General features: G+C 37.8%; 25 protein-coding genes and 1 riboswitch. Of the genes, 2 read left to right on the forward strand and 23 right to left on the reverse strand.

Features of this window, described 5'->3' with window-relative positions:
- Positions 1–7: 7 nt before the first annotated feature.
- The 18 genes from PU629_RS15265 to PU629_RS15350 form a co-directional block, all read right to left on the reverse strand.
- A complete protein-coding gene (locus tag PU629_RS15265) occupies positions 8–991 on the reverse strand; it encodes a glycosyltransferase family 2 protein (protein ID WP_275280918.1) in 984 nt (327 codons plus the stop codon).
- Position 992: 1 nt separating this feature from the next.
- A complete protein-coding gene (locus PU629_RS15270; protein WP_275280919.1) occupies positions 993–1409 on the reverse strand; it encodes an FAD synthase family protein in 417 nt (138 codons plus the stop codon).
- Positions 1410–1498: 89 nt separating this feature from the next.
- A complete protein-coding gene (locus PU629_RS15275) occupies positions 1499–2680 on the reverse strand; it encodes a CDP-glycerol glycerophosphotransferase family protein (RefSeq protein WP_275280920.1) in 1182 nt (393 codons plus the stop codon).
- Between the two features lie 19 nt (positions 2681–2699).
- Complete coding sequence (locus tag PU629_RS15280; protein ID WP_275280921.1) at positions 2700–3731, reverse strand: glycosyltransferase family 2 protein; 1032 nt, start codon at positions 3729–3731, stop codon at positions 2700–2702.
- 37 nt (positions 3732–3768) lie between these two features.
- The gene (locus PU629_RS15285; RefSeq protein ID WP_275280922.1) at positions 3769–4110 is read right to left on the reverse strand and encodes a helix-turn-helix domain-containing protein; all 342 of its coding nucleotides are present in this window, start codon (positions 4108–4110) and stop codon (positions 3769–3771) included.
- A 112-nt stretch (positions 4111–4222) separates the two neighbouring features.
- Positions 4223–5392: a DegT/DnrJ/EryC1/StrS family aminotransferase gene (locus PU629_RS15290; RefSeq protein ID WP_275280923.1), complete on the reverse strand. Its 1170-nt coding sequence runs from the start codon at positions 5390–5392 to the stop codon at positions 4223–4225.
- A complete protein-coding gene (locus PU629_RS15295; RefSeq protein WP_275280924.1) occupies positions 5385–6047 on the reverse strand; it encodes an acetyltransferase in 663 nt (220 codons plus the stop codon). Before PU629_RS15295 ends, PU629_RS15290 begins: the two co-directional genes overlap by 8 nt.
- 18 nt (positions 6048–6065) lie before the next feature.
- A complete protein-coding gene (locus tag PU629_RS15300) occupies positions 6066–6662 on the reverse strand; it encodes a sugar transferase (protein WP_275280925.1) in 597 nt (198 codons plus the stop codon).
- 18 nt (positions 6663–6680) lie between these two features.
- Positions 6681–6851, reverse strand: a complete 171-nt coding sequence (locus tag PU629_RS15305) for a hypothetical protein (protein WP_275280926.1) — start codon at positions 6849–6851, stop codon at positions 6681–6683.
- 56 nt (positions 6852–6907) lie between these two features.
- The gene (locus PU629_RS15310) at positions 6908–8086 is read right to left on the reverse strand and encodes a glycosyltransferase (protein ID WP_275280927.1); all 1179 of its coding nucleotides are present in this window, start codon (positions 8084–8086) and stop codon (positions 6908–6910) included.
- Positions 8083–9249 (reverse strand): glycosyltransferase family 1 protein, encoded by a 1167-nt coding sequence (locus PU629_RS15315; RefSeq protein WP_275280928.1) that lies wholly within the window; start codon positions 9247–9249, stop codon positions 8083–8085. The genes PU629_RS15310 and PU629_RS15315 overlap by 4 nt, the downstream gene beginning before the upstream one ends.
- Before the next feature lie 12 nt (positions 9250–9261).
- A complete protein-coding gene (locus PU629_RS15320; protein WP_275280929.1) occupies positions 9262–10329 on the reverse strand; it encodes an EpsG family protein in 1068 nt (355 codons plus the stop codon).
- A 13-nt stretch (positions 10330–10342) separates the two neighbouring features.
- Positions 10343–11257 (reverse strand): glycosyltransferase family 2 protein, encoded by a 915-nt coding sequence (locus PU629_RS15325; RefSeq protein ID WP_275280930.1) that lies wholly within the window; start codon positions 11255–11257, stop codon positions 10343–10345.
- A gap of 14 nt (positions 11258–11271) precedes the next feature.
- A complete protein-coding gene (locus PU629_RS15330; RefSeq protein ID WP_275280931.1) occupies positions 11272–12432 on the reverse strand; it encodes a glycosyltransferase family 1 protein in 1161 nt (386 codons plus the stop codon).
- Positions 12414–13604, reverse strand: a complete 1191-nt coding sequence (locus tag PU629_RS15335) for a glycosyltransferase family 4 protein (RefSeq protein ID WP_275280932.1) — start codon at positions 13602–13604, stop codon at positions 12414–12416. Before PU629_RS15335 ends, PU629_RS15330 begins: the two co-directional genes overlap by 19 nt.
- Before the next feature lie 106 nt (positions 13605–13710).
- A complete protein-coding gene (locus tag PU629_RS15340; protein ID WP_275280933.1) occupies positions 13711–15534 on the reverse strand; it encodes a polysaccharide biosynthesis protein in 1824 nt (607 codons plus the stop codon).
- Between the two features lie 419 nt (positions 15535–15953).
- Positions 15954–16622, reverse strand: a complete 669-nt coding sequence (locus PU629_RS15345; protein WP_275280934.1) for a CpsD/CapB family tyrosine-protein kinase — start codon at positions 16620–16622, stop codon at positions 15954–15956.
- 25 nt (positions 16623–16647) lie between these two features.
- Positions 16648–17493 (reverse strand): YveK family protein, encoded by an 846-nt coding sequence (locus PU629_RS15350; protein WP_275280935.1) that lies wholly within the window; start codon positions 17491–17493, stop codon positions 16648–16650.
- Between the two features lie 352 nt (positions 17494–17845).
- Between PU629_RS15350 and PU629_RS15355 the strand changes: the two genes are divergently transcribed.
- Entirely contained in the window at positions 17846–18724 is an 879-nt protein-coding gene (locus PU629_RS15355; RefSeq protein ID WP_275280936.1) for a metallophosphoesterase, read from the forward strand.
- 172 nt (positions 18725–18896) lie between these two features.
- Here PU629_RS15355 and PU629_RS15360 read toward each other — a convergent pair whose 3' ends face one another.
- Positions 18897–19379 carry a CcdC family protein gene (locus PU629_RS15360; RefSeq protein ID WP_275280937.1) on the reverse strand — a complete coding sequence of 161 codons (483 nt, stop codon included), beginning with the start codon at positions 19377–19379 and terminating at the stop codon, positions 18897–18899.
- 503 nt (positions 19380–19882) lie between these two features.
- Positions 19883–19966, forward strand: a riboswitch (cyclic di-GMP riboswitch).
- 35 nt (positions 19967–20001) lie between these two features.
- Between PU629_RS15360 and PU629_RS15365 the strand changes: the two genes are divergently transcribed.
- Positions 20002–20118, forward strand: a complete 117-nt coding sequence (locus tag PU629_RS15365; protein ID WP_275280938.1) for an anti-repressor SinI family protein — start codon at positions 20002–20004, stop codon at positions 20116–20118.
- 34 nt (positions 20119–20152) lie between these two features.
- Here the strand turns inward: PU629_RS15365 and PU629_RS15370 are convergent, their stop codons facing one another.
- The 4 genes from PU629_RS15370 to PU629_RS15385 all read right to left on the reverse strand — a co-directional run bounded on the left by PU629_RS15370 (position 20153) and on the right by PU629_RS15385 (position 22464).
- Positions 20153–20503 (reverse strand): helix-turn-helix domain-containing protein, encoded by a 351-nt coding sequence (locus tag PU629_RS15370; RefSeq protein WP_275280939.1) that lies wholly within the window; start codon positions 20501–20503, stop codon positions 20153–20155.
- Positions 20504–20923: 420 nt separating this feature from the next.
- Complete coding sequence (locus PU629_RS15375; RefSeq protein WP_275280940.1) at positions 20924–21139, reverse strand: YneF family protein; 216 nt, start codon at positions 21137–21139, stop codon at positions 20924–20926.
- A gap of 139 nt (positions 21140–21278) precedes the next feature.
- Positions 21279–21737, reverse strand: a complete 459-nt coding sequence (gene sirA, locus PU629_RS15380; protein WP_275280941.1) for a sporulation inhibitor of replication protein SirA — start codon at positions 21735–21737, stop codon at positions 21279–21281.
- A 493-nt stretch (positions 21738–22230) separates the two neighbouring features.
- Positions 22231–22464, reverse strand: coding sequence for a DUF896 domain-containing protein (locus PU629_RS15385; protein ID WP_275280942.1), 234 nt, complete (start codon positions 22462–22464; stop codon positions 22231–22233).
- Positions 22465–22602 lie beyond the last annotated feature (138 nt).

The following is a 22602-nucleotide window of genomic DNA, read 5'->3' on the forward strand; positions in this document are numbered from 1 at the left end:
GGTTTTCTCACGATGTTTCTTTATTTCTTAATAAAAGAAGCCACTTTATATCTAAACAATAAAAGGATAATAGCAATTTGTATTTCCAAGGCAGGATCTTATTGCCCATTAAATCTAAATAGTTCTTTCTGACAAACAATTGTATCCTTGTTAAGTATTCTTTTTTACTTGTTCTATTTTTCATCTGATTTAAGATATAAAACACATTATCTGTACTCCAATAGCCGAAACAAGCTACCACTTCTTTAAAAATAGTAGGGTAATTCTTTTTCATATACATTAAAATCTCTTCCCAGCCTAAAAACGCATCTAATCTTTTTTCATTGTACGTCTGATTTAAAATGCTATTTTCTCTCTTAACATAGATATAACCCGTGTAATTTAGATAAACTATTTTTTCAGCTTTAGAGAATAGTTTATAAGTTGTCGATAGGTCTTCGTGGATTCGCCCTTCTGGAAATTCGATATTAGAAAAACAACTTCTTCTATACAATTTATTCCACAATGCAAATCGATACAAATGCCCTTTAAATAATTCTCTCATAGCTTCTAAATTAGTCATTTCTCTATTAGGGTGTTTATTTTCAACATAAATAACTTCCCCGTTGATTTCTCTCAATAAATTACAAATCACAATATCTGCCGCTGAACCTCTTGCGTTCTTATACAACACCTCAAACATGTCAGGGTATACCCAATCATCACTGTCAACAAACCCTATAAACTCTCCCTGAGCTTTGTGAATTCCTGCATTTCGCGCTGAGCTTACCCCACCATATTCTTTGTGAAAAACCTTAATACGGGAATCTTTCTTGGCATATTGATTGCAAATCTCGCCGCTTCTGTCGGTTGACCCATCATTGACAATGATGATCTCAATGTTTTTTAGAGTTTGTTCCAAAACGCTATTTAGACATTTCTCTAAATAGCCTTCAACATTGTAGACAGGTACAATAATGCTGACCAAAGGAGTTTCTTGCTGCTCCCTCATTCTATAACCTCACCTTTTCTCTGAGTAATGACGACGAAACCCCTTGGGTATAGGGTAAATAAACAACCGTTGTCCCTACTCCGTTCAGCTTTACTTCTACCTCATTAAAGAGTTCATTACCTCTCCAATCATCTCCGACAAACATCGCATCAAACTTGTAAGCCTCCCAGGCTGAAAATTTATCTCGGTTTTCTTGAGCGACCACTTGATCAACATATTTAATCGATTCGATAATTTCTCTTCTTTCTAGGTAAGGAATAACCGGGAGCTTGTTTTTATAAGTCATCACTAATTCATCCGTACTGACACCAACTATGAGAAAGTCACACAGGTTCTTTGCACGCTGAAGGATATTCAGATGGCCCACATGGAACATGTCAAAAACACCTGTTGTATAACCTACCTTAAATGGTTTCATGCGCTCACCTCCTACAAAATTTTAAAAAGCCTTACAAGTTATGTAAGACCTGTTAAGACATCATTCTTTTATGCCATTGGGAAGAGGATTTAACTTGAGGATCTAGTTGCGCGTTCTCCAAAGCAAATGTTTTGAATGTGTAACACCAAAGCCTCACTCGCATGACCGGTTTCATAGGAGCCGACCTTTTCTAAAAATTGGTTGATCCTTTTTAAGTAGGCAACTCGTTTAAACTGCCCAATTTGCTCCATTAACTCCTCTTGACTAAAAGCTTTTAAAAAAGGAAGCTCATCGATTGAAAAATAAAGCTCTCTCTCATTTCTCATATACGTTTCAAGATCTGGAAGATACAGGAAACATGGACGCTTAGTTAGAGCAAAATCAAACATAAGTGATGAATAATCAGTAATCAATAAGTCTGTTACATAAAGAATGTCTTGCGGGTCATCGTAATGGGTGACATCTAAGACTTTTTGGCCCATAAAAAAAGCTTGAGACTGCGAGAGTAAATGGGGATGAAGCCTTACTAAAAATGTCCAATCCCCTCCGTATTCTGCCTCTAATTTTTTCCTAATGGCGTTAAAATCCAATCGGTAAAGATCTAATCCTCCATTTGTTCTAAAGGTTGGAGCATAGGTGACAACTCTATGACTTTTAGGGATTTGAAGCTTTGCCTTGATCCATTCACTCTTCTTAATGTCCTTTTGAAAAAAAACATCATTTCGCGGTGTCCCTTTCTCAAAAATAGGGCCCTGATACCAAAAAGACCGGCGAAAGATAGTCGTGCTTTCCTGACATCCCGACAAGAGGAGGTCACACTTACTCGAATCTTTTTTTGCCATCTTCACGTAGTGTGTGGTTAAATGGTCAATAGCGTCTTTTTCAATCTGTTTAAGACGTAACGAGCTATGCCAGGTTTGAATGTAATATTGATTCTTTCTTTTCCTGATAATAGGCAGGGTACGATAATCCGTTACAATTACTTTAGATGTACTAAGTTCATAAAAGAAGCGTAAGGATAACCATCTTACAAGACGGTAATCTGAGAACGCTCTTTTCTCATTGGGATGAACAAAGGACCAAACAATTTCAAAGGAATCTTTAGATACATTTTTGAGGATATACTCCGATAGGTACTTTGGATTTCCGCCATATTGACTTCCATAATAACTAAAAAAAATAATTTTATTAGACTTAATTGGCAAGATTCTTAGAAGGAATGTAAGAACGAATATACATAGACCTTTAAAGTTCAGCACCCATTGACTCATGTTCCTTATCGCCTCATTTTCATTTATTAATGACTATTCTTTTTAATCCCCTCTCTTTGGGAAGTATCCCCGCTCTCCTGGCTATTTTTCTTAAAAATAAAAAAGTTAATTGCAAATAGGGGTGAATAAGGAACAGGTTCATTTGTTGGGTTAAATCCCAATCTTCCTGTTTGTTTAAATGAACATTCTTTGCGATCCATCTGAAATCTTCTCTTAACCGTCTCCGATTCACTCTGCTCTCAACCTTTTCTAGACTAAAGAGGAGTTGGTGATAATGAATGAGCGTCTGTTTTAATAAAGTCTTAAGAGACTCATTAACCAAGTCCTTATAGTTCATCGAAATAAACCAGTGGCGCTCCTTTAATCCTCGCAGCATATCTAAATTTCGACTCGTATAATGAGCAACAATACTATCATTTCTCTGAAAATAGTAATACAACGGTTGATTCAAGATGACGTATCTATGAACGCGATGCATTACCTGATGGGCCCAAAAAACATCTTCAAATAAGACACCTTTTCTAAATGGCAGTTCTTTAATCAGTTCCGTTTTATACAACTTCCCCCAAGCAAAGTTTTTGACTTTCTCATTCTTAACAAGCTCTCTCATCAGTTCAGGATTATCTAATATTACTGGAGAAACTTCTCCATAATAGCGATCATCCAAGAGAAGATAATCTTGGTACGCATAATAAAAATTGGATTGAACCACATCCGCTTGAAACCGATGCAACTGGTTCATTAATGTTTCAATGGCAGTTGGTGCGATCCAATCATCACTGTCAAGAAAGAACATGTAATCTCCCGTTGCTGCTTGCATGCCAACGTTTCGTGCATCAGATAATCCACCATTTTCTTTGTGTAGTGGCCTAATACGAGAATCCTCTTTGGCAAATGCCTCGATCCATACTCCGCATCGGTCAGGAGAACCATCATCCACTAAGATAATTTCTAAGTTCCTGTACGTTTGTTGAATCACACTCTGAACACAGCGTTTTAAATAGGCTTCTACCTTATAAATGGGAACAATTATACTAATTTTATCGGTCATTCATTACCAGACCCCTCATGGCTCTAAAACTTTACTTCTACTTATTCTCTCTGTCCTCATTTTTCCATTTAATAAACTCAATCAACGCTTTATATTCCTGAATCGTTCCTTTTTCAATTCCCATATCTTTTAATTCATTTGCGATGCCTAATACTTCTTGATCAAGAACCTCTGAATCTAATTGAGTGTCTGACAGTAAGAGATTTAGATCAACATCTAATACCGCAGCCGTTTTTTCTAATATGTTTATAGAAGGGTTCTTGTTAATACCTCGTTCAATATTGCTTAAGTACGATTTGGATATCTTTGCTCGTTCAGCCAGCTCTGATAATGTTAGTCCTTTAGCAGTTCTAAATTTAGTAATATTTTTTCCAATCATGGCTATACCCCGATTATTTGTTTTAGATTTTAGTTGTCTTACTCCCCATCCCCCTCTATCTAACGTTATAAATTGTTGACTAAAGGAAGTTTATAAAAAGAAATCTAAACGGCTATGGCATCAGAAGACTTGATCCCGCCTTCTTGTAAACCTCGTAGATGCATTGAATGACTCTAGCCTGTTCCTCTGGGGTCAGGCTAGAACCGGACGGCAAACAAATTCCTTGATAGAAAAGAGAATCAGATATCGGTTTGCCTCGATTATGTGAGTAAAAAGCGTTTTTTAAAAAGAGCGGCTGAAGATGGAGAGGCTTCCATACTGGGCGCGCTTCAATATTCTCTTTATCTAATGCCGAAAGTACCTCTTTAACAGAAAATCCCGCTTCTCTTTCATTAATCGTGAGTGTGGTTAACCATCGATTCGAATAGGATTGCTCTAATTCTGGCATCATCCTTAATCCGGGCACGTTTACCAATGCCTCCTCATACCTTCTAAAAATTGCTCTCCTTGCCTCAATTCGATCTTCTAGAACCTTTAATTGCGCTCTGCCTACTCCCGCTAGAAGGTTACTAAGCCGGTAATTATATCCCATTTGGCTGTGCTGATAATGAGGCGCGGGATCCCGCGCTTGTGTTGCCAGAAATCTTGCTCTTGATAGACTCTCATCATCATTGGAAATAAGCGCTCCTCCACCTGATGTCGTAATAATTTTGTTTCCATTAAATGAGAAGACACCGAAATGACCAAAAGATCCGCTTTTCTTACCTCTATAAGTCGATCCAAGACTTTCTGCCGCATCTTCAATGATTGGGATACGATAGAACTCACAAAGCGCGCTAATTTCATCCATTTTGGCAGTTTGACCATACAGATTGACAACAATGACAGCTTTTGGCAGTTGACCCTCCTTCACCGCTTCCATGAGTGCTTGTTCTAGGGCTTTTGGGGACATATTCCAACTATCAGGCTCTGAATCAATGAAAACCGGCTCTGCACCTTGGTAGAGAATTGGATTTGCGCTTGCTACAAACGTTAGTGTTGAACAGAAAACCCGATCCCCCTTTTTAACACCCAAAAGACAAAGTGCTAAATGAATAGCAGCGGTTCCCGAACTTACCGCAACTGCGCCTCTAATTCCTGCATAATTAGCTAATTCTTCTTCAAAAGCATTTACATGAGGTCCTAAAGGGGCAATCCAGTTTGACTCGAAAGCTTCTCTGATATAAAGTTCTTCCTCTCCGCTTAGATGTGGTGGTGATAGATAAATGCGTTGATTATTCATGATTATTAACCTCTCTAAGGAATGGGGCTTTCTCTTTCACAACCCTGGCTGGTACACCTACGGCCGTCTTAAAGGAAGAGATGTCATGAAGTACAGTTGCCCCTGCCCCAATAACAGACCATTGACCTATTTTTACTCCTGGTAATACCGTCGCACCACTGCCGATATGAACACCTTCTTCTACCTTCACACCACCTGTTAATGTGGCATTTGGTGAAATATGGGAAAAGTTCTCAACGCGGCCATCGTGTTCAACAATGGCTCCCGAATTAATAATCACATGATTTTGTATCTTTGTTTCGGAATTGATCACAGCATTCGGCATAATGACCGTTCCCTCTCCAATTATCGCTGAGGAGCTAATCACGGCTGTGGGATGTACCAATGTGAGATACCTTTCAGCAGGAAGATCTAAGTATTCAACTATTTCTTTACGTTTCCGATTATCTCCAATTGCATTAATAAATCGAACATTATAAAACTGCAACAAAAGGTTTTGTGTAAAAGACATTGGACCACATAAATACCCGTCATGATGCTCCAAGCGCGAGTACCGGTCATCTAAAAAACCAATCAATTCATGTTCAGGGAAATGGTCTAAAAGCTCTTTAACAACCTTACCATGACCGCCATGGCCTATAATGACAACCTTCACCCTTTTACCTCCCGACCTTTAACCTTGTTTAACCCCGCGAAAGGGCTCCATCGTAGCATGTTCTGGATGGTGAATACCCTGAGAACGTATGACTTTTATTAAAGTCATACCTAATATTTTTAAATCTAATAAAAATGATTGATTCTCAACATACCAAACATCAAACTTAAACTTTTCTTCCCAGGAAATTTCATTTCGACCATTTATTTGAGCCCATCCTGTGATACCTGGCTTAACTAAATGTCGTTTTGCCTGTTCCGTGGAATAAAGGGGGAGATACTCCATTAAGAGCGGTCTCGGCCCAACCAGGCTCATATCTCCTTTTAAAACATTGACTAGTTGGAGCCATTCATCGAGACTAAATTTCCGTAAGAAAAGACCCAGCGATGTGAGCCTTTCTGCGTCCGACAGCAATTGACCGCTTACATCCGTTTCGTTGGTCATCGTTCGGAATTTATAAAAATAAAATGGCCTTTCATTTAAACCAGGTCGAAGCTGTTTAAAAAAAACAGGTGATCCTAGTCTCCATCTAACCACTATACTTATTAAAACTATCAAAGGGGAAAGGAAAATGAGAAAAAAAAGGGCGACACTCAAGTCAAACGTTCGTTTCAATTTATCATCTCTCCATACTTACTTAAGCTTCTCTTCTTCGATTGCTTGTATAGCTCCCATTAATTGAATCTTCATCAACTCAACAGCATCTTGGACACTGATCTCTCTAATTTGTTCTCCTGAGTAAAAATTTAATAGGATTTCGAAAATTTTATTCTTATATAACGATACAGGATTTTTCGTATCCACTATCCCAACACCTCGAGTAATTCGTTAATGACTAGTAATAGTTTAATAGTTTGCATTTAAGTTTCTAGCAATTGAATAAATTTATGTACCTCTTCTTGATTTCTTTGGTTATCTTGAAGTTGAATCGTTAAGCGCTCCCTTAAAGATCGATCTTTAATCAAGGCTTGAAGGGTAGAGGCCAATGCCTCAACATTTGGTTCTGAAAGAATACCCGTTACTCGATCGTTAATTTGTTCCTGAAAGGGGGGGATGTTTGTGACCACAACTGGCTTAGCTAAAACTAATGCTTCTTCTACCGCTACACAATGGGCTTCTGTAAATGAAGGCTGAACATAAACATCACAATGTGCCATATAAGGATAAGGGTTATCCTTCTCACCCAGCATGATAAACACTTCCTCTAGTTCTTCTTGCTGGATTCGCTTTTTTAGCTCTTCATATAAATCCCCCCCACCTATGAGATACCATCTTATGGGTTTCCCTGCTTTTACTATTTTTTTACACGTTTCAAGGGCTAAGAGGACTCCTTTTTCTTTTACTAATCGTGCGACGGTAACAATCGTGAATCCATGAAAGGAGCCATAAGGTTCAAATGCCTCTGAGAGTTCCTTAATCATTCTTGGAGAGACACTGTTATGGATGACTCTAATCTTATGTTTAATCTCTGGAAAAGCAGTTACCAATGATTGCTTTGAGGATTCAGCAACTGTCACGATATAGTTGCTTTGCTCAAAGGTTTTTCTTTCAAGTGTCGGTTGCTGCCAGCCGACTTTTGAAGCATAATCCATATGATTGTAGACAATTTTCTTCTTGGCCTTTACTTTTTGAGCCACATAGTAATTAGTAAAAAAGTCAAGATAGCTTACAGCCACATCATATTCCTTATTGACAGAGGGTAAGATGCGTTTATAAACGGCCCACCTTGCACCCGTTCCTACTCCTTTTGAGAATAAAGCAACCGACGGAGCTAATACTTTGCCTGCCACTAACAAGAATTTCTTTTTTCTTATTAACTGAGGGAGGGCAAGGGTTATCGGCGTAGAAAACGTCTCAAATAAAGGGGGGAGAATGTTCACTTCTCTTGGTACATGCTTAAATAACATGCCGCTATGGTCAAACAATAGAAGATCCACTTCGTATTTCGCATAATCGAGGTTTGAAAGCAGCGATATTAAGCTTTTTTCTACCCCTCCTGTTTGAAGGTATAGCGCTACAAATAAGAGCTTCTTCTTCATCCCGACTCTCCTTCAATGATCCAAGACTTTTCTAAGAAACCATAAAGAGATAACCAATCCTTAGCTGTATCGTTAACAGTAAACCTTAAGCGGCTGAAAGCATGTTGGATCTCGTTGATGCTTAATCTCTTATTTTCGAATGACTGACGAATAACTTGAACCCATTGAGTCATGTCTGTTTCTAAACTGAGATAAGAAATTAGCCCTAACTTCAGATCCGTGGTCCTAGGGACAGTATCTGATACCACACAAGGCTTTCCAGCTGCTTGTGCCTCTAGAACAACTAAACCAAAGCCTTCAGACAGGGATGGAAAGACGAAGACATCAAAACTTTTCATTAATAACGGTATATCTTCCCTTACTCCTAGAAATCGGACATTTTCCGTTAGGCCTAGGCGACTCGATTCCGCCATGATCTCATTCTTAAGAGGTCCATCTCCAACAAAAACAGCTATCATTTTTTCTTCCTCTAGAAGGAATTGTTTTAGAATCATCAGTACGTATCGTTGGTTCTTCACTTCAGAAAAGTTCCCGACATGACCAATTACTCGTGTACCCTCATGTAGTTTTAATTCTTCTTTTAACTGAATAACCTTATTTTCACTTATTTGTATGAAATCGTCCAAACTAATCCCGTTATTCAAGATTCGAATTTGCCCATTCTTTAATCGCCTTGAACCAAATAAAAAGCGTCCAGCCTCTTCGCTGCACGCACAATAATCCGTTCCCATAAACCCTATAAGAGATTGCAATCCTTTAAATGTCAAATAGTGTCTGAATGAGTGTGAATTCACCCATTGATTCGAATGGGCGTGACACACTCGTTTTTGAACGCCTTCTAATTTTGCCGCTAAAGCAACAATCCCTGACTGATAGTCCGTATGACAATGAACAGCTTCATAAATTTCGGACCTAATAATAGACCTTAAACATTTAACATAGGACACGAATCCTGATTGACCAAGACTTGGAATTCTATAGATCCTTCCACCCATCTCTTGAATTTCGTCATCGTAATCGCAGGTTGTCAAGCGATGTGATACAAAATCAAACTGTACCTTATCCCGATTAATTGTTCGATAAACGTTCATAAGAAGTGTCTCTGCTCCTCCTCGGTTCATCGCACTTACAACATGCAAAATTCGTTTGCGTCGTCCTTCCAAATTTTTCACCTCCTAAAGTTTAAGATAGGTACTCCCATATTGAAGATCGAGTGAAATCACTTGTTCATAATAAAAATAGCCGAGATAACAAATAATGAGCAGAAAATAAATGATTTGGCGTTGTTTCTTTACGAATAGAAAAAGGATCCAGGAAAATAGGATTAAATTGTAGAGGCCAAAATAAATATCGAATCGTGCAAAAATCCAATTTTTTGTTGAAACGATCATGAAAACTAACCCTAAAATACTCAGGTTAACAAAGTAATCGCTCTCTGGCCATATTTCTCTTAATTTGTCCCTCCCTAAATAAGCAATAAGCAGCGGTGACGCCGTTACAAATACACGAATAATATTAGCTCCACCTTCTTGAAAATCACTGTAATGGCCATATTCCGTATCTGAAAGTGCATCAAACAAAACCGATTGAAATAGAGTGAATCCGATCGCCATTATTAATCCAGAAATAAGAAGTAAAAAAGTCCATTTTGACCAGGCCTTTTTTCTAACAATAAAATAAATAGGAATAAAGATAAGTGCCGTTCGATGAATCGTCGCTGCAAACAGCACGATGAGCATAAACTTTTTCCAATCGCCCTTTATGATTAGAGGCGTAGCAGCGAATAGAATGGACGATGCTAAAAATTGCCTTATCCCATTCATCGAAACAGTATACATACCTGAAGTAAAATAGATAAAAAAACTAATTTCAATCATTCTTGAATACTTATAAAGAACGATAACAATTAATACATTAGTGATCAAAGCCGTTACAAATATTAGGATTTGAGGATTATTAGATAGCTTATGAAGAAGTGATTGTAAAATAAAAAAACCAAAATCATCCTTAAAACTTATATTTTTTATTTGATAATTTATCACTTCATAGCTATGGATATAAAAATAGGTATCGCCAATATTATTTCGGAGCCCAGAAACTAAGACCAATGCTAGCATGACGAAAAAAATAAGGATTTTATTAGGTTTTGTATAATGCATTTTCATCCGATCAAAGTAAGAAAAATATCGTGCAAGGAAAGAGGATAAATAAACAAAACCTAGATTAAGCCATATGATTTCCATGTTCTGAATCCTTTCAACTGTTAGTCTTGTTAACCTCCATAAAAGTCACCCTTTTCGTCTTTTTAATAAACAAAAATAAAGCAACACCAAGCGGAGTTGCCAAAATGGTGATTAATTTATTCGGTGACGACATCCAATACTTATAATTTTTAAGTAAAAGGTTGCTAGAAATAAAATGAATGGAAGCACGGAATCGTTCTTTAAACGATTGAGCATAGTTCATTGTGGTCACCCGATAAAGTAAGAAACCCTTTGGATTGGTTTTATATTGAGTAATGATATTTCGGCTTGACCCATCCTTTAAATATTCAACATGACACAAAATGTCATTCAAGATGAGTAAAGGACCAAATTGATCAATTAAAATATACTTAAAGGCAAGAGGGCAATATTTTTCGCCTTCATAAATTGGATAAGGCGATGTCCTCTTCGTTAAGGCTGTTCGATAGACAAGCTTTTTATCCCCTTTAACCTTATACTTTCGATAGAGGTCTGAATGGGTGGAAGCCTCTAACTTTTCAGGCAGTTTAGTTCCAATAATTTCTCCATTGAAAGTAGCATCAAGTCCCACCATACCTGCATAGGTCTCACTTCCATTCTTTAACCAAAAACAAGTTATCTTCTCGACAGCATCATCTGGCATATAATCATCTGAATCAATACACACGTTGAGCTCTGTGTCTATTAATTCATAGGCCTTATTGTGGGCACCATGCATGCCTTGGTTTTCCTGGTAATGATAAACGATCTTAATAGACCCTTCTTTGATCCAGCTTTGAACAAGCTGCCGAGTGTTATCAGTCGACCCATCATCAATGATTAACCATATAAATTCTTTACAGGTTTGTCTTTTTAAACTTTCATAACAAACTGGCAAGGTATAAGCTCTATTGTAAGTTGGCGTAAAGATTGTTATTAGAGGTTTCATCGCTTTCTCCAATTTTATAGATTCACAGATTGAACTTGTTCTGAAATGGTCTCGTTGACTATTCGCTCTGCTTCAAGAACGTAATAATTTTCAAGCCAATTGGCCGAATCCTGAATATCATATCCCGCTTTCTTTATCTTCAAAGTTTCATTGCTATTACTTAATCTTTTCAAAGTTAAACTTTTCAAAGCCCACATGCTCGGCGCTTCATTTAAGGATTTATAGTTCATGAGACCAAGGCCCAGATCGACTTCTCTCGTAATCCTTTCTGATACGAGGCAAGGAACGCCTACAGCCTGTGCTTCTATAAGTGTTAAAGGTAGCCCTTCATGAAAGGATGGATAGATGAGTACATCAAAAAGATGTAACACTTTATGAACATCCTCCCTAACACCCATAAATATCACCTGATTTTCCAAGCCTAATTCATGAACCTTGTTTTCGATCTGTAATTTAAGAGAACCCTCTCCAACAAGAACTAATAATGAATGAGAATGATGTTTGACAACCTCATTAAAAATATCGATGAGATAATGATGATTTTTTTGTTTATTAAATCTTCCAATATGGCCAATGACAAACGGATTAGAATCACCAAGCTGTTGCTTCATTTTCATCTCTTTCTTTATTGCATCAGAGAATTGGAAGGTCTTAAGATTAATTCCATTTTTTATGATGGAAGTTTGAGTACTATGAACCTTGAACAGCCAATTAGAGGCTTCTTGAGAGCAGGCAAAGTAATGAGAAGCAAACTTAGGAATGAATCGTCCGACAAGCCATTTATAGCCTTTAACTAGCCAATTCCCTTCACTGCTTGTATTGTGACTGTGCGCGATTCTAATCGGTATACCAGCGTTATAAGCTTCTTTTAATACTAATCCACTCATTTTATCGAGATGAGAATGAACAATTAAATAATGAGCGTGTTGGTTAAAAAAGGCTCTTAACTCTTTTTGATAGTTAACCGGACCTACCTTTGTTACATAGGGTATTCGAAAAATATGCCCGCCTAACTCTTTGATTTCTTTGTCATAAACACCAGGATTACAAATTAAAAAATCAAATTGAATCTTAGAACGATCAATATGGCGATACAGATTCATTAATAGGGTTTCTGCCCCGCCGCGATTCATATTCACTACAACTTGTAAAACTCTTAATGCGGTTTTCTCCATGCCCTCACCCCCTTTTCGATCAAATCATTGTATATAGATTGATGGGCTTCCATAATGAGCTCTTTACTATACCGCAGAAGGATCTGTTCTCTTCCCACTTTTCCAAATTGGCGACCAACTTTGGGATTCAAGATTAATGTTTTAAGAGCTTCGGCCATCTTCAGGGGAGAAGAATGGTCAACCAAATAACCAGAGCTTTCATGTTGAACTAATTCTCGGTGTCCCCGGTTATCAGTAGCAACAACTGGTAACCCGCACGACATCGCCTCCATAATATTTACCGGTAACCCTTCTCGATAACTAGAAGCTACTGCTATGTCTGACATCTGAAGAAAAGGTAATACATCGTTTTGGTAACCTAAGAAATGAACCCGATCGCCGAGCCTTCTTTCAACGGCCTGCTTTTGGCAAGCCTCTAATAGCTTCCCATCCCCCGCAAGTAATAGATGAACATGTGGAAGTTCCTGATGCAGATAACTTAGTACTTCAATTAAAAACTGCTGATTTTTATTTGCATTAAACTCTGCGGCGTAAAAAAGGAGACTATCTTTTGGCTGAAACCCCAATGACACTTTCAATAACTTTTTTTCTCCGTTTAGAAGAGGTCTATAGAGCCCTGTATCTACTCCTACACCGTTCACTTTAAGAATGTGATTTGCTTTAAATTTCTTTGCTCTAGATAAAAGATAGTCCTCTTCATTAATCGTAATTAATACATCGGTAAATCGAGAAAGCCATTTCTCAATTGGATAATAGATGATCCAATTCATGATTGGAGCCTTTTTATAAAAATGAAACCCATGCACTGTATAAAGAACAGAACTCCCCTGTTTTCTAACAAATCTTGCTGCCAGTCTGGTTAAGACACCGCCCATAGGTGTGTGACAGTGGATGATTTGAAACCGATATGTCTGTATAATCTCTTTGAGTTTCAAGTAAGCATTCACATTCTTTGTTCTAAATGGAGAACGAGAAACCATGAGGTGATGTCTTACATTAACAAACGGCAGCTCCATATCCCCATAAGCGGCAATGTGAACTTCCCATCCTTGATCATGAAACCACTTTAGGATCTGCAAGTGAAACTTTTGAAAATGATAATCCACAGTTGCACAAAAAAGAACACGTTTTTTTTCCTGGAGTCCCTCAGAGACTTCTTGATATAATGGCACAAAAGATCTCATTGTGTTAGGGTTCCTGGGTCAACTATTTTTAAGCCATTAGTGACAAATTCAGATAAACGCCTATTTAATTTATGCATCTCAAAACTCCTCTAAATTAACTTGAAACACTAAGCAGCTTTTCTGAAAAACTATTTCTATTCGCCATCTCAACAACCCTCTTTTTAATTTCATCAGAGCTTAAAGTCAGAAACTGATTTAATAGTTCATTAATTTCTTGGATGAGAATTTGGGAAGTCTTACCAATATAAATGTGCGGATAAACTTGTTCTTCATGTCTTTCATTTAAATTTAATAGCTCCTCTGATAATTTTTCACCTGGTCTAACCCCTGTAAAAGTTAATCCAATCTCTTCTATCGTATGACCCGATAATCGAATTAAATTTTCAGCAAGATCTACTATTTTTACAGGCTCTCCCATATCGAGAACAAATATTTCCCCGCCTTTTGCTAAGACACCTGCTTGAAGGACAAGTCGCGATGCCTCAGGAATCGTCATAAAATATCTCTGCATTTCAGGATGTGTGACTGTAACGGGTCCACCCGATTGGATTTGTTTCTTGAATAGAGGAATAACACTTCCTCTGCTCCCTAGTACATTTCCAAAACGAACGGCTACAAATCTTGTTAAACTGATGGAGTCCATATGCTGAATGATCATTTCTGCTAAACGTTTGGTTGCGCCCATGACACTTGTTGGATTGACAGCTTTGTCAGAGGAAACCATCACAAATGTTTCAACCCCCTGTGAATGACAAGCCTCCGCCATATTCTTGGTACCTATTAAATTGTTTTTGATGGCTTCTTCAGGATTTTCCTCCATTAATGGGACATGTTTATGTGCAGCTGCATGATAGACAACAGATGGACGATAGGTTTGAATAACTTTTTGAATCCGCTCAAAATCCTGTACATCTGCAATCACTGGAATTAATTCTATATCTTGTTTCATAGCCCATTCTTTGAGTTCATTGTTGATGGAATAAATACTATTTTCACCATGACCGAGCAAAATCAATTTACTCGGTTGAAAGGGAATGATTTGCCGGCATATTTCAGAGCCAATCGAACCGCCTGCCCCGGTTACTAAAATAGTATTATTTTTAATAAATTCTGATATGGAGGCTATATCGAGAGAAACGGGTTTACGTCCCAACAGGTCTTCTACTTGAACATCTCTAAATTCACTCACTGACACCTTGCCTGTCATTAAATCTTCAAGCATGGGTATCGTTTGTGTTTTAGCATTGGTCTTAGAGCATTCCACAAAAATTCGATTTAAATCCTTTTTGCTTAATGAGGGGATGGCTATAACAATATTTGTAATTTGGTTATCCTCAACAATGTTTTCTATATCGCCAACTCCACCTAGAACTGGCATTCCTAATATATCAAGGCCTTGTTTGGATGGACTATCATCAATAAATCCAAATGGGCATAATTCTGCATTTTTGTTGGTCAATAATTGTCTCGCAACCATAATTCCAGCAGAACCTGCTCCGATGATCAATGTGCGTTTATTAGGTTCCCATTTTATGATGTATGTATCACGTATCAATCGCCACATTAAACGAGAGCCGCTGATTAAAAAAAGATAAAGCAATCCCGTTACAACAAGGAAACGAACATCTACTTTTTTAAATAAGATAAACTGGAACCCTCCAACCAATAAGACTGAAAAGGTAACGGTCTTGATAATCATAATTAATTCATGAACACTTGCATATTCCCAGGCCTTTTTATACAGCTTATAAATGGATGAAAAAAAATAATGACAAATTAAAAGACAAACTGTACTAAACAACATAGTTTCAGAATAGACGGGATGGAACTGAATAATTGTTAGCCCACTGAGCACCGATGATATTGCAATCAGTGAGTCTACTAATACAAACACGGTGAGCCGTTTAGCGTAGGTCAAGCCTCCCTCCCCCACTTTCCTTAGTTAATTGAATGAAGATTTAATCGTTCGATATGGGTAACTTTTTCAAGCCCCTTCTTAACATCCTTTAATTGTTCCATCGAAAGCCTCCTGTTTAATATAAATATATAGACTAAGAATACGGAAACTTAACTATTTGGATTAGACCCCTTTCGTCTTGATTTGATCTATACTAGTAAGCAGTAAAAGACTAAACACGGATGCCTACTCCTAATAGGATAGACATCCGTGTTTAAACTTTTATGAATTTAAATGGGCATTTAACCCTTCCTCACGTTACACCATTGACGATCTACGTCTAAGGTCTTCTAACCCACAGAATAACCGAGTGCCTACGTTGATAAAGGAAAGTAGACATTTCCTTCTGTTCTTAATATAGAACGCCATCACCAAAAAAACTACCTTGTTACTCGTTTATTAAGAATACTTCCGATTAATTTAGCTTCTGATTGCTCTAGCAGCTTCTTTGCTTCTAAGATTTTCTTATATGAGGTCTTACCACTACTTGCTACCAATAAAGTGCCATCACATTGATGAGCCAAAATAGAGGTATCGGTTACTTCCAAGACAGGAGGTGAATCAAATAAAATATAGTCATACATCGACTTAACCTGTTTCATAAAGCGTTTCATAGCGACCGACACTAGAACTTCAGCTGGATACGGAGGAATCGGGCCACATGGCAGGACATCCAGTGTTTTGATACCCGTAGGATAAATGGCTTCTTCTAATAACGACTGACCCTTTAATACATAGGACAAACCAAGTTCTGAGTTTTTTGTAAAAATTTTATGTAGGGAGGGCTTCCTTAAGTCTGTATCAACGAGTAAAACTTTTTTTCCTAGCTGCGATAATGAAACCCCTAGATTAACAAGACAAGTTGTCTTTCCCTCTCCATATTCGGCCGATGTTAAGATCATGGTTTGGATTTCGCTGTTCTTAGGTAAAAATTGTAAAGATGTTCTTGCCTTTCTAAAATCTTCAGCAATTTGTGATTTCGGATAGTAGTAAGAGGTTAAATGCCTCTTAATGACTATTTCCTTTTTATTATCTTTAAAATGACGCATTCTATCAGCTCCATAAAAATTGTTATTATAAATAATCGTGTCTAGCTTGCGTCTGTCGTTCTTGTAATATGTTACGTTCATTTAATTGCTTTCTTTTTTCAGTTTCTTCCTCCAACCTACTACTTAATGGATCTCTTCTTTCAACTAGAAAACGTTGCCTCTGACTTTTGTTTTTTGCCTTTTCGGAAGTTGATTTAGTCATCTTAGTAATGGACCCAACTACAGGCAATTGGAGAAGGACTTCCAGCTCCTTTTCTGTTCTTATTGATTCATCCATTGAATTCCTTAAAAAGGCTAAACAAATCCCTAAGATTAAACCAGCTACTCCTCCATAAAGGATAAGTTTATGATTCATTCCATTATTAACACTCTCCACTTCTGCCGGTGACAACTGACGTACATTTTTGAAATTTAAAACTCTTGCAACCTCATCTTTAAAGACAGATACTTCGGTATTTGCAATTTCTCTAACCAAATAAGGATCAGAATCACTGACTCTAAGATCAATAATTTGAGAATCATTAATATTGGTAACCGAAATTTCGTTTGAAAGAACATTTGGAGATCTTTTCGACATAATGTGGTTGCTTACATTTGACAAAACATTTGGATCCGTAAACATGACCATTAGAGTGCTCAGCGTGCTCGCATCATTTTGTGGTCCATTACTGCTGATTAAGACGCGTGTCGAAGCCTGGTATGATGGTTTCGGTTGATGTTCAATTGAGTACCAATAGCAAAGAGCAGATCCAAATAATGTAAAAATGAGGATACTGACATAATATCTCTTTAAGACAGAGAAAATTTCCTTTAAATCAATTTCTTTTAATCTTTTAGAATGAGGAAGCGTCTCTTGTTCAAAATTGCTCAATGGTTTCACCTTCCGAATTATTAGACTTTTTATTTTATTAATTTTTTTATATAATATTAGGAAACACACTTCGTCAATTCAACATAATGTTCTTAGTTCTATATAATGAACAAATTCAGCTATCGGCTCTGCTTTTACATATACAACTAGAAAATTAACTAATTCCAGAATTTCTTTTCACTAATCTCCAAGGAAATCGAACTCCCTTAAAGCTTATAGCTGCAACCATGTTTCCTATATAGAACAAATCTATAATTTAAATTAACACTACCGCCCAAGTTCTGTCAATGTTATTTTTAAAATTTTCATATTTATTTACACAAAAAAACTCACTGCCAAAAGGAGTGGTCCCATGTCCAAGAGAAAGGATTCGTTGCCCCCGTCTTTAACCATGAACCGACGGAAATTTTTAAAAACCTCATTCGGTCTCATAACAGCCTCCCTCCTCGCCACACCTGGCTATTCCTTTTTCCTCGAACGTTTCTGGGTCGAAACTACTCAGCTCAGTTTAAAAATGTCCCGGCTCCCCCATGCCTTTAATGGCCTCCGTATCGTCCAAATTAGTGACTTACATCTTGGATTTTATTACGATGTTCATAACTTAGAAGGAATTGTTCGGCGTGTGAATCAATTAAATCCTGACTTAATTTGTTTCACGGGAGATTTGGTCCATGAACAGCTTGATGGAATTGAGAAAAGTATACCGGTCTTAAAAAAACTAAACGCTTCCCTCGGGAAGGTCGCAATCTTTGGCAACCACGATTTTCGCGGTGGGGACCCCGCACGCGTTCAGGCAACACTTGAAAAATCAGATTTTCATTTTTTAAAAAACAGTCATATGACCATTTCCCGAGGGAAGAGCGCACTACATATCGCCGGTCTTGATGATCTTTTTGGCGGACACCCTGATGGCAAAAAAGCGCTAAAGGGAATCCCTCGAAATGGATTTACCCTTTTACTTGCCCACGAGCCGGATCTCGCTGATTGGAAGCAGGCTGTTCCTTATCCCGTTGATCTTATGCTTTCCGGCCACAGCCATGGCGGACAAATTCGTGTTCCTTTTTTGGGAGCCCTCTACCGGCCAGACGGTGCGAAACATTATATAGAAGGTTTAAAAACAATTGGTCAGTCCGACATGAAACTCTATGTGAATCGAGGCATTGGGACAACCTACCTCCCATTTCGTTTTAACTGTCGTCCTGAAATGACGCTGTTTATTTTGCGATCTTGATCGTACTAAAATGTCTTCTTTTTATATAGCCCTTCTCTAATGTTGAAACTTCACCCGTTATAAATAGAAACGGATCTAAGCAAAATCTACAGACTTTAAGCACATATTCAACTCATTATTGACATGCAAAAAGCCCCCTCATTTCAGGGAGGGGGCTTCATTTTTTGTTGGATCAAGTTGTAGTAATAATGGAATTGGCTTGTTTTTCGAGACGTTTGTACATAATATACATGGCAACGCGCCACGGGAGGATCATGCCAAAAGCAAGGACGAAGAACAACGCACCGGTCTGCGCATAGCTGATTTCTTGCTCAACAAAAATCTTAATGATGACACGGACGATTAACAATCCAATCAACACAAAGGCAAAGGCTTTTGACCGCTTCAAATAAATTTGCTCATCACGTATTTCAAACTTGGATGTCTTAACAAGCAAAATAGAAAAGATGGCACCAACGACAAGGGCCTCAAAAAAATCTAACCAAGGAACACGGCACTGCGGAGCGATAAACATTAAAAAGCCTGTTGACATCCCCATTGGTGGGATAAGGATTTTTCGTGCATTCGTCGGGCGATTAGACGCCTTCAGCCGCACAATAATAATGCTTCCAGCGAACAAAATCCCTATTAATAAACTTAAAAGCTGTAGCCACATAATTATCAACCTTCTTATCTCAAGCTGTTGACACTTTTATTCCTATTATAGCGTGAACCCCCGAAATTTAAAAGGATTGTGTAAGAGCTTTGTTGATCATGTCATAAGATGACCTGTCCCCTTAATGAAAATAAAATAGGCTAAGTTAGGTTTAATTGCACCTTATCTCTTTTTTCATTTACGATTAACCGGCAGCTGATCGTTTTTCATTCGGCACTCTACCATCAGACAACCTCTCAATTAAGAGTCCGATTATCACATCTAACTAGATATTCTTATTTTTCCTCTAATCAATCCCTTCACACAACGGTTGTAATTTTACTATTTCGACATATTATTGGACAAAAAGTGACGAACGAGGGGCTAGACGTCTTAACTCGCACAAAGGATTGTTTAAATCGGGGGATTTTGTCGTTTTTTGTCATTAGATTCTATATTAACCTTCTTATATTTTGACAGTTTTCTCATAGACAAATTGATTATAATTAAGAAAAAAAGTAGGACGATTTATTGGAGACGATGAGGGGTATTTTCTATTTGGGCACCTTAAATATCCTGAGTTAGTGGTGCAACCGACCGGCAGCTGGACATTCAGTGAGTCCTTGGGAGGATGAAGCCTTATATGAAAATGGGTGTGTTGGATGTTGAATGGGTTAAACTTATAAAGGAGGCTAAAGAATTAGGGTTATCGGTTGAAGAAGTACGGTTATTTTTTGAAAATTATAAAAACAAGGAATAAAATAAAAATAGATGAAATTAGAGAAAAAGCCAAATTAGTCTTGGCTTTTCCTCCATTTTTGAAATTCCAGAAAAGCCTTAAATTCATCTTTGTCAACGCCACTGTCCATCGCTTCTTTGACAATTTTGATCCAGTCCGAATCAAGCTCGTCACTGGATGGAATAGCGTTATTTAAAATGGAATCGCTTTGATCTTCATCAATTAAACTTGTGACACTGACATTTAATACCTCTGCCACTTTTTCAATAAATTGAATCGAGGGATTGCTTCTCAGATTTCTTTCAATTGTACTTAAATAAGACTTAGCAACGCCGGCACGCTCTGCTAACTCGGTGAGAGACAATCCTCTCGATTCTCTTAATTTCTTTATTCTATCTCCTACCACTTGAGTTCCCTCGCGTTCTCTTAATCGTGGGTCTGCTTTCACTTCTTCTCTTATTATTCCATTAATTGAAGAAAATAAAAAGAGACCATTTTACTAAAAATAATAACATTCTCCCAAAAAAAACCAACTTCCCATGACTTTTCAGTTAAAAGAACGGATTGGCATGTCGATTAAATTAGTTCTTCTAACTTATTATAATAAAAAAGATTGCAAAAAAACAGAACAGGATGGCAATTTTTTTACAGATCTTGAACATTATAGGAGCAAATACCCATTTTGATGACAGATAAGGAAAAACCACTCTTCTATAACTTCATAATAGAAAAAGTGGTTTATGTCTAAAAGAATACATTTTATGTCATAAATAGGGGTAAAGACTTCCCCCCCTATCCCTTTAGAAAGTAAAGACTTCCTTTAAACTTACTTCATTTGTTTTTGCATAGCTTTCATCATCTGATTGATCTTTTTCTGCGATGGATTTTGCCCCATTTGCATCATCATGACGCGAAGCATATTTTCATTAATTGGCGGATTTTTCTTCAAGTAATCCATCATGTATTTACGTGCTATAAAGAATCCTAACACTACGCCAAGAATGACGCCTACGATTCCAATTACAATATATAACCAAACCATGAGTATCTTCCATCCTCCTTTAATCCCACAACGATGCGCATAATCTTTGTAGTTATTATAATAATCCTATCTAAGTTTACACTATCAATGAATGAAGTACAACTCTATTCAGAAGCGTCTTTTCACAAATCATGACTGCTTATTTTACTTTCTTAATCAAATGCTTTTTCGTCGCGCGAAGCCAGCCGCTACGCTCTCCAGTGCGGTCGACTGCAAAAAAGTCAGGCTGAATGGAACGACATACTTCAAACAATAACGTCTCCGTCAATAAGCTTCCGCTGCTTTTTAAAGTTAATTGCCGTTCTTTAATCTCTAGACGTGAATGGCTTTCCTGATGGTTCGACTCTAGCATAATAACCTGCTCTCCAGCTAAACTGGTATAGCCGATCTGCTCCTTTAAACGGCGCTTTAGCAGACTTTCCATTCGAAAGACAGGAATAGTCTCGGTAATAAAGTCGATTTGTTTCTCAAGCTGACATCGCTCATTCGGATCGGTGGTATGAAACGCCTCTGAAAACAATTGAGCTAGCAAAGCTTCTTTTCCAGTATACGCCTCTCGGACCTCTTCTTTTATAATAAAAATATCATAATGCCTCATAGCCATCCCTCCGACTCACAGTGTTTGTCCATATTATAGACAAGACCCTCTGAAAAAGCTGTCGAATGAGAAGAAGAAACACCTACTATATTTTGTCACACTGACACAGATTTTACCGATTCAGAATGTTCGCTTAGAATTTTGGTCGCGCGGTATGGGAGTGAGCTCCTTTACTAAAGCCGCAAACCACCTGCTGCTAGACTCAGGAGTTGTCCTTCTGATGCTTTCAAAAGATCATCTGATTTGCTTGCGATTCACCGACTTTCGCGAATCGGCACGAATACCTTCTGCCTATTAATTAGGCAATGGTTTCTGTAAAGGCTACTTTGAGCGAACTTTTGCGGCTAGCCTCCTGTTCAAATCAACCGATTCTGTTCTCGGATATAGACTAAAAAAGACCCATCATGACAGGGTCTCTTTAAGATCATTTACTTAATAGGGGCTCCCCCCATTTGAACAATCCTCAACAAGAGTAAGTCCAAACAAATCGATTCTAGTGCTTACTTCTCCGTTCCTTGGATTGCTTTAATTTGAGCGGTGTGACATCGTCCCCATTAGGATCAACGACTTTGATGGTATGCAAATGATCTTTAAAACCCGAACGGAATGCTTCTAAATAGGCTTGACGCAAATGAGCCTGTTCTTTTTTCTCTGCAGGTGTCAACCCTTCCGACTTTGATTTTCTTGATAGTTCTGATATACGGGCAAGCTTTTCTTTCTCTAGCATTATTACTCTCCTTTAAACAGTAGGCTGCTTCCATAAACTTTATTGCTTCTTAACACACGAAAAATAGCAAGAAGCTTTTAGAAAAAAGCCATGACGTTTGACTCCTAACTACACCGACGGCAGCCATTTAGTTTCAAA

This window comes from Pullulanibacillus sp. KACC 23026 (genome assembly GCF_029094525.1).
Classification (GTDB): domain Bacteria; phylum Bacillota; class Bacilli; order Bacillales; family Sporolactobacillaceae; genus KACC-23026.

Excerpts from the sequence above, each read along its gene's own strand:
- PU629_RS15285 (WP_275280922.1), bottom strand. The coding sequence starts at position 4,110 with ATGATTGGAAAAAATATTACTAAATTTAGAACTGCTAAAGGACTAACA.
- PU629_RS15310 (WP_275280927.1), bottom strand. The coding sequence starts at position 8,086 with ATGAAGAAGAAGCTCTTATTTGTAGCGCTATACCTTCAAACAGGAGGG.
- PU629_RS15330 (WP_275280931.1), bottom strand. The coding sequence starts at position 12,432 with ATGGAGAAAACCGCATTAAGAGTTTTACAAGTTGTAGTGAATATGAAT.
- PU629_RS15265 (WP_275280918.1), bottom strand. The coding sequence starts at position 991 with ATGAGGGAGCAGCAAGAAACTCCTTTGGTCAGCATTATTGTACCTGTC.
- PU629_RS15320 (WP_275280929.1), bottom strand. The coding sequence starts at position 10,329 with ATGGAAATCATATGGCTTAATCTAGGTTTTGTTTATTTATCCTCTTTC.
- PU629_RS15325 (WP_275280930.1), bottom strand. The coding sequence starts at position 11,257 with ATGAAACCTCTAATAACAATCTTTACGCCAACTTACAATAGAGCTTAT.
- sirA (WP_275280941.1), bottom strand. The coding sequence starts at position 21,737 with ATGAGGCATTATGATATTTTTATTATAAAAGAAGAGGTCCGAGAGGCG.
- PU629_RS15360 (WP_275280937.1), bottom strand. The coding sequence starts at position 19,379 with ATGTGGCTACAGCTTTTAAGTTTATTAATAGGGATTTTGTTCGCTGGA.
- PU629_RS15280 (WP_275280921.1), bottom strand. The coding sequence starts at position 3,731 with ATGACCGATAAAATTAGTATAATTGTTCCCATTTATAAGGTAGAAGCC.
- PU629_RS15290 (WP_275280923.1), bottom strand. The coding sequence starts at position 5,392 with ATGAATAATCAACGCATTTATCTATCACCACCACATCTAAGCGGAGAG.
- PU629_RS15365 (WP_275280938.1), top strand. The coding sequence starts at position 20,002 with ATGAAAATGGGTGTGTTGGATGTTGAATGGGTTAAACTTATAAAGGAG.
- PU629_RS15375 (WP_275280940.1), bottom strand. The coding sequence starts at position 21,139 with ATGGTTTGGTTATATATTGTAATTGGAATCGTAGGCGTCATTCTTGGC.
- PU629_RS15275 (WP_275280920.1), bottom strand. The coding sequence starts at position 2,680 with ATGAGTCAATGGGTGCTGAACTTTAAAGGTCTATGTATATTCGTTCTT.
- PU629_RS15355 (WP_275280936.1), top strand. The coding sequence starts at position 17,846 with ATGTCCAAGAGAAAGGATTCGTTGCCCCCGTCTTTAACCATGAACCGA.
- PU629_RS15385 (WP_275280942.1), bottom strand. The coding sequence starts at position 22,464 with ATGCTAGAGAAAGAAAAGCTTGCCCGTATATCAGAACTATCAAGAAAA.
- PU629_RS15270 (WP_275280919.1), bottom strand. The coding sequence starts at position 1,409 with ATGAAACCATTTAAGGTAGGTTATACAACAGGTGTTTTTGACATGTTC.
- PU629_RS15345 (WP_275280934.1), bottom strand. The coding sequence starts at position 16,622 with ATGCGTCATTTTAAAGATAATAAAAAGGAAATAGTCATTAAGAGGCAT.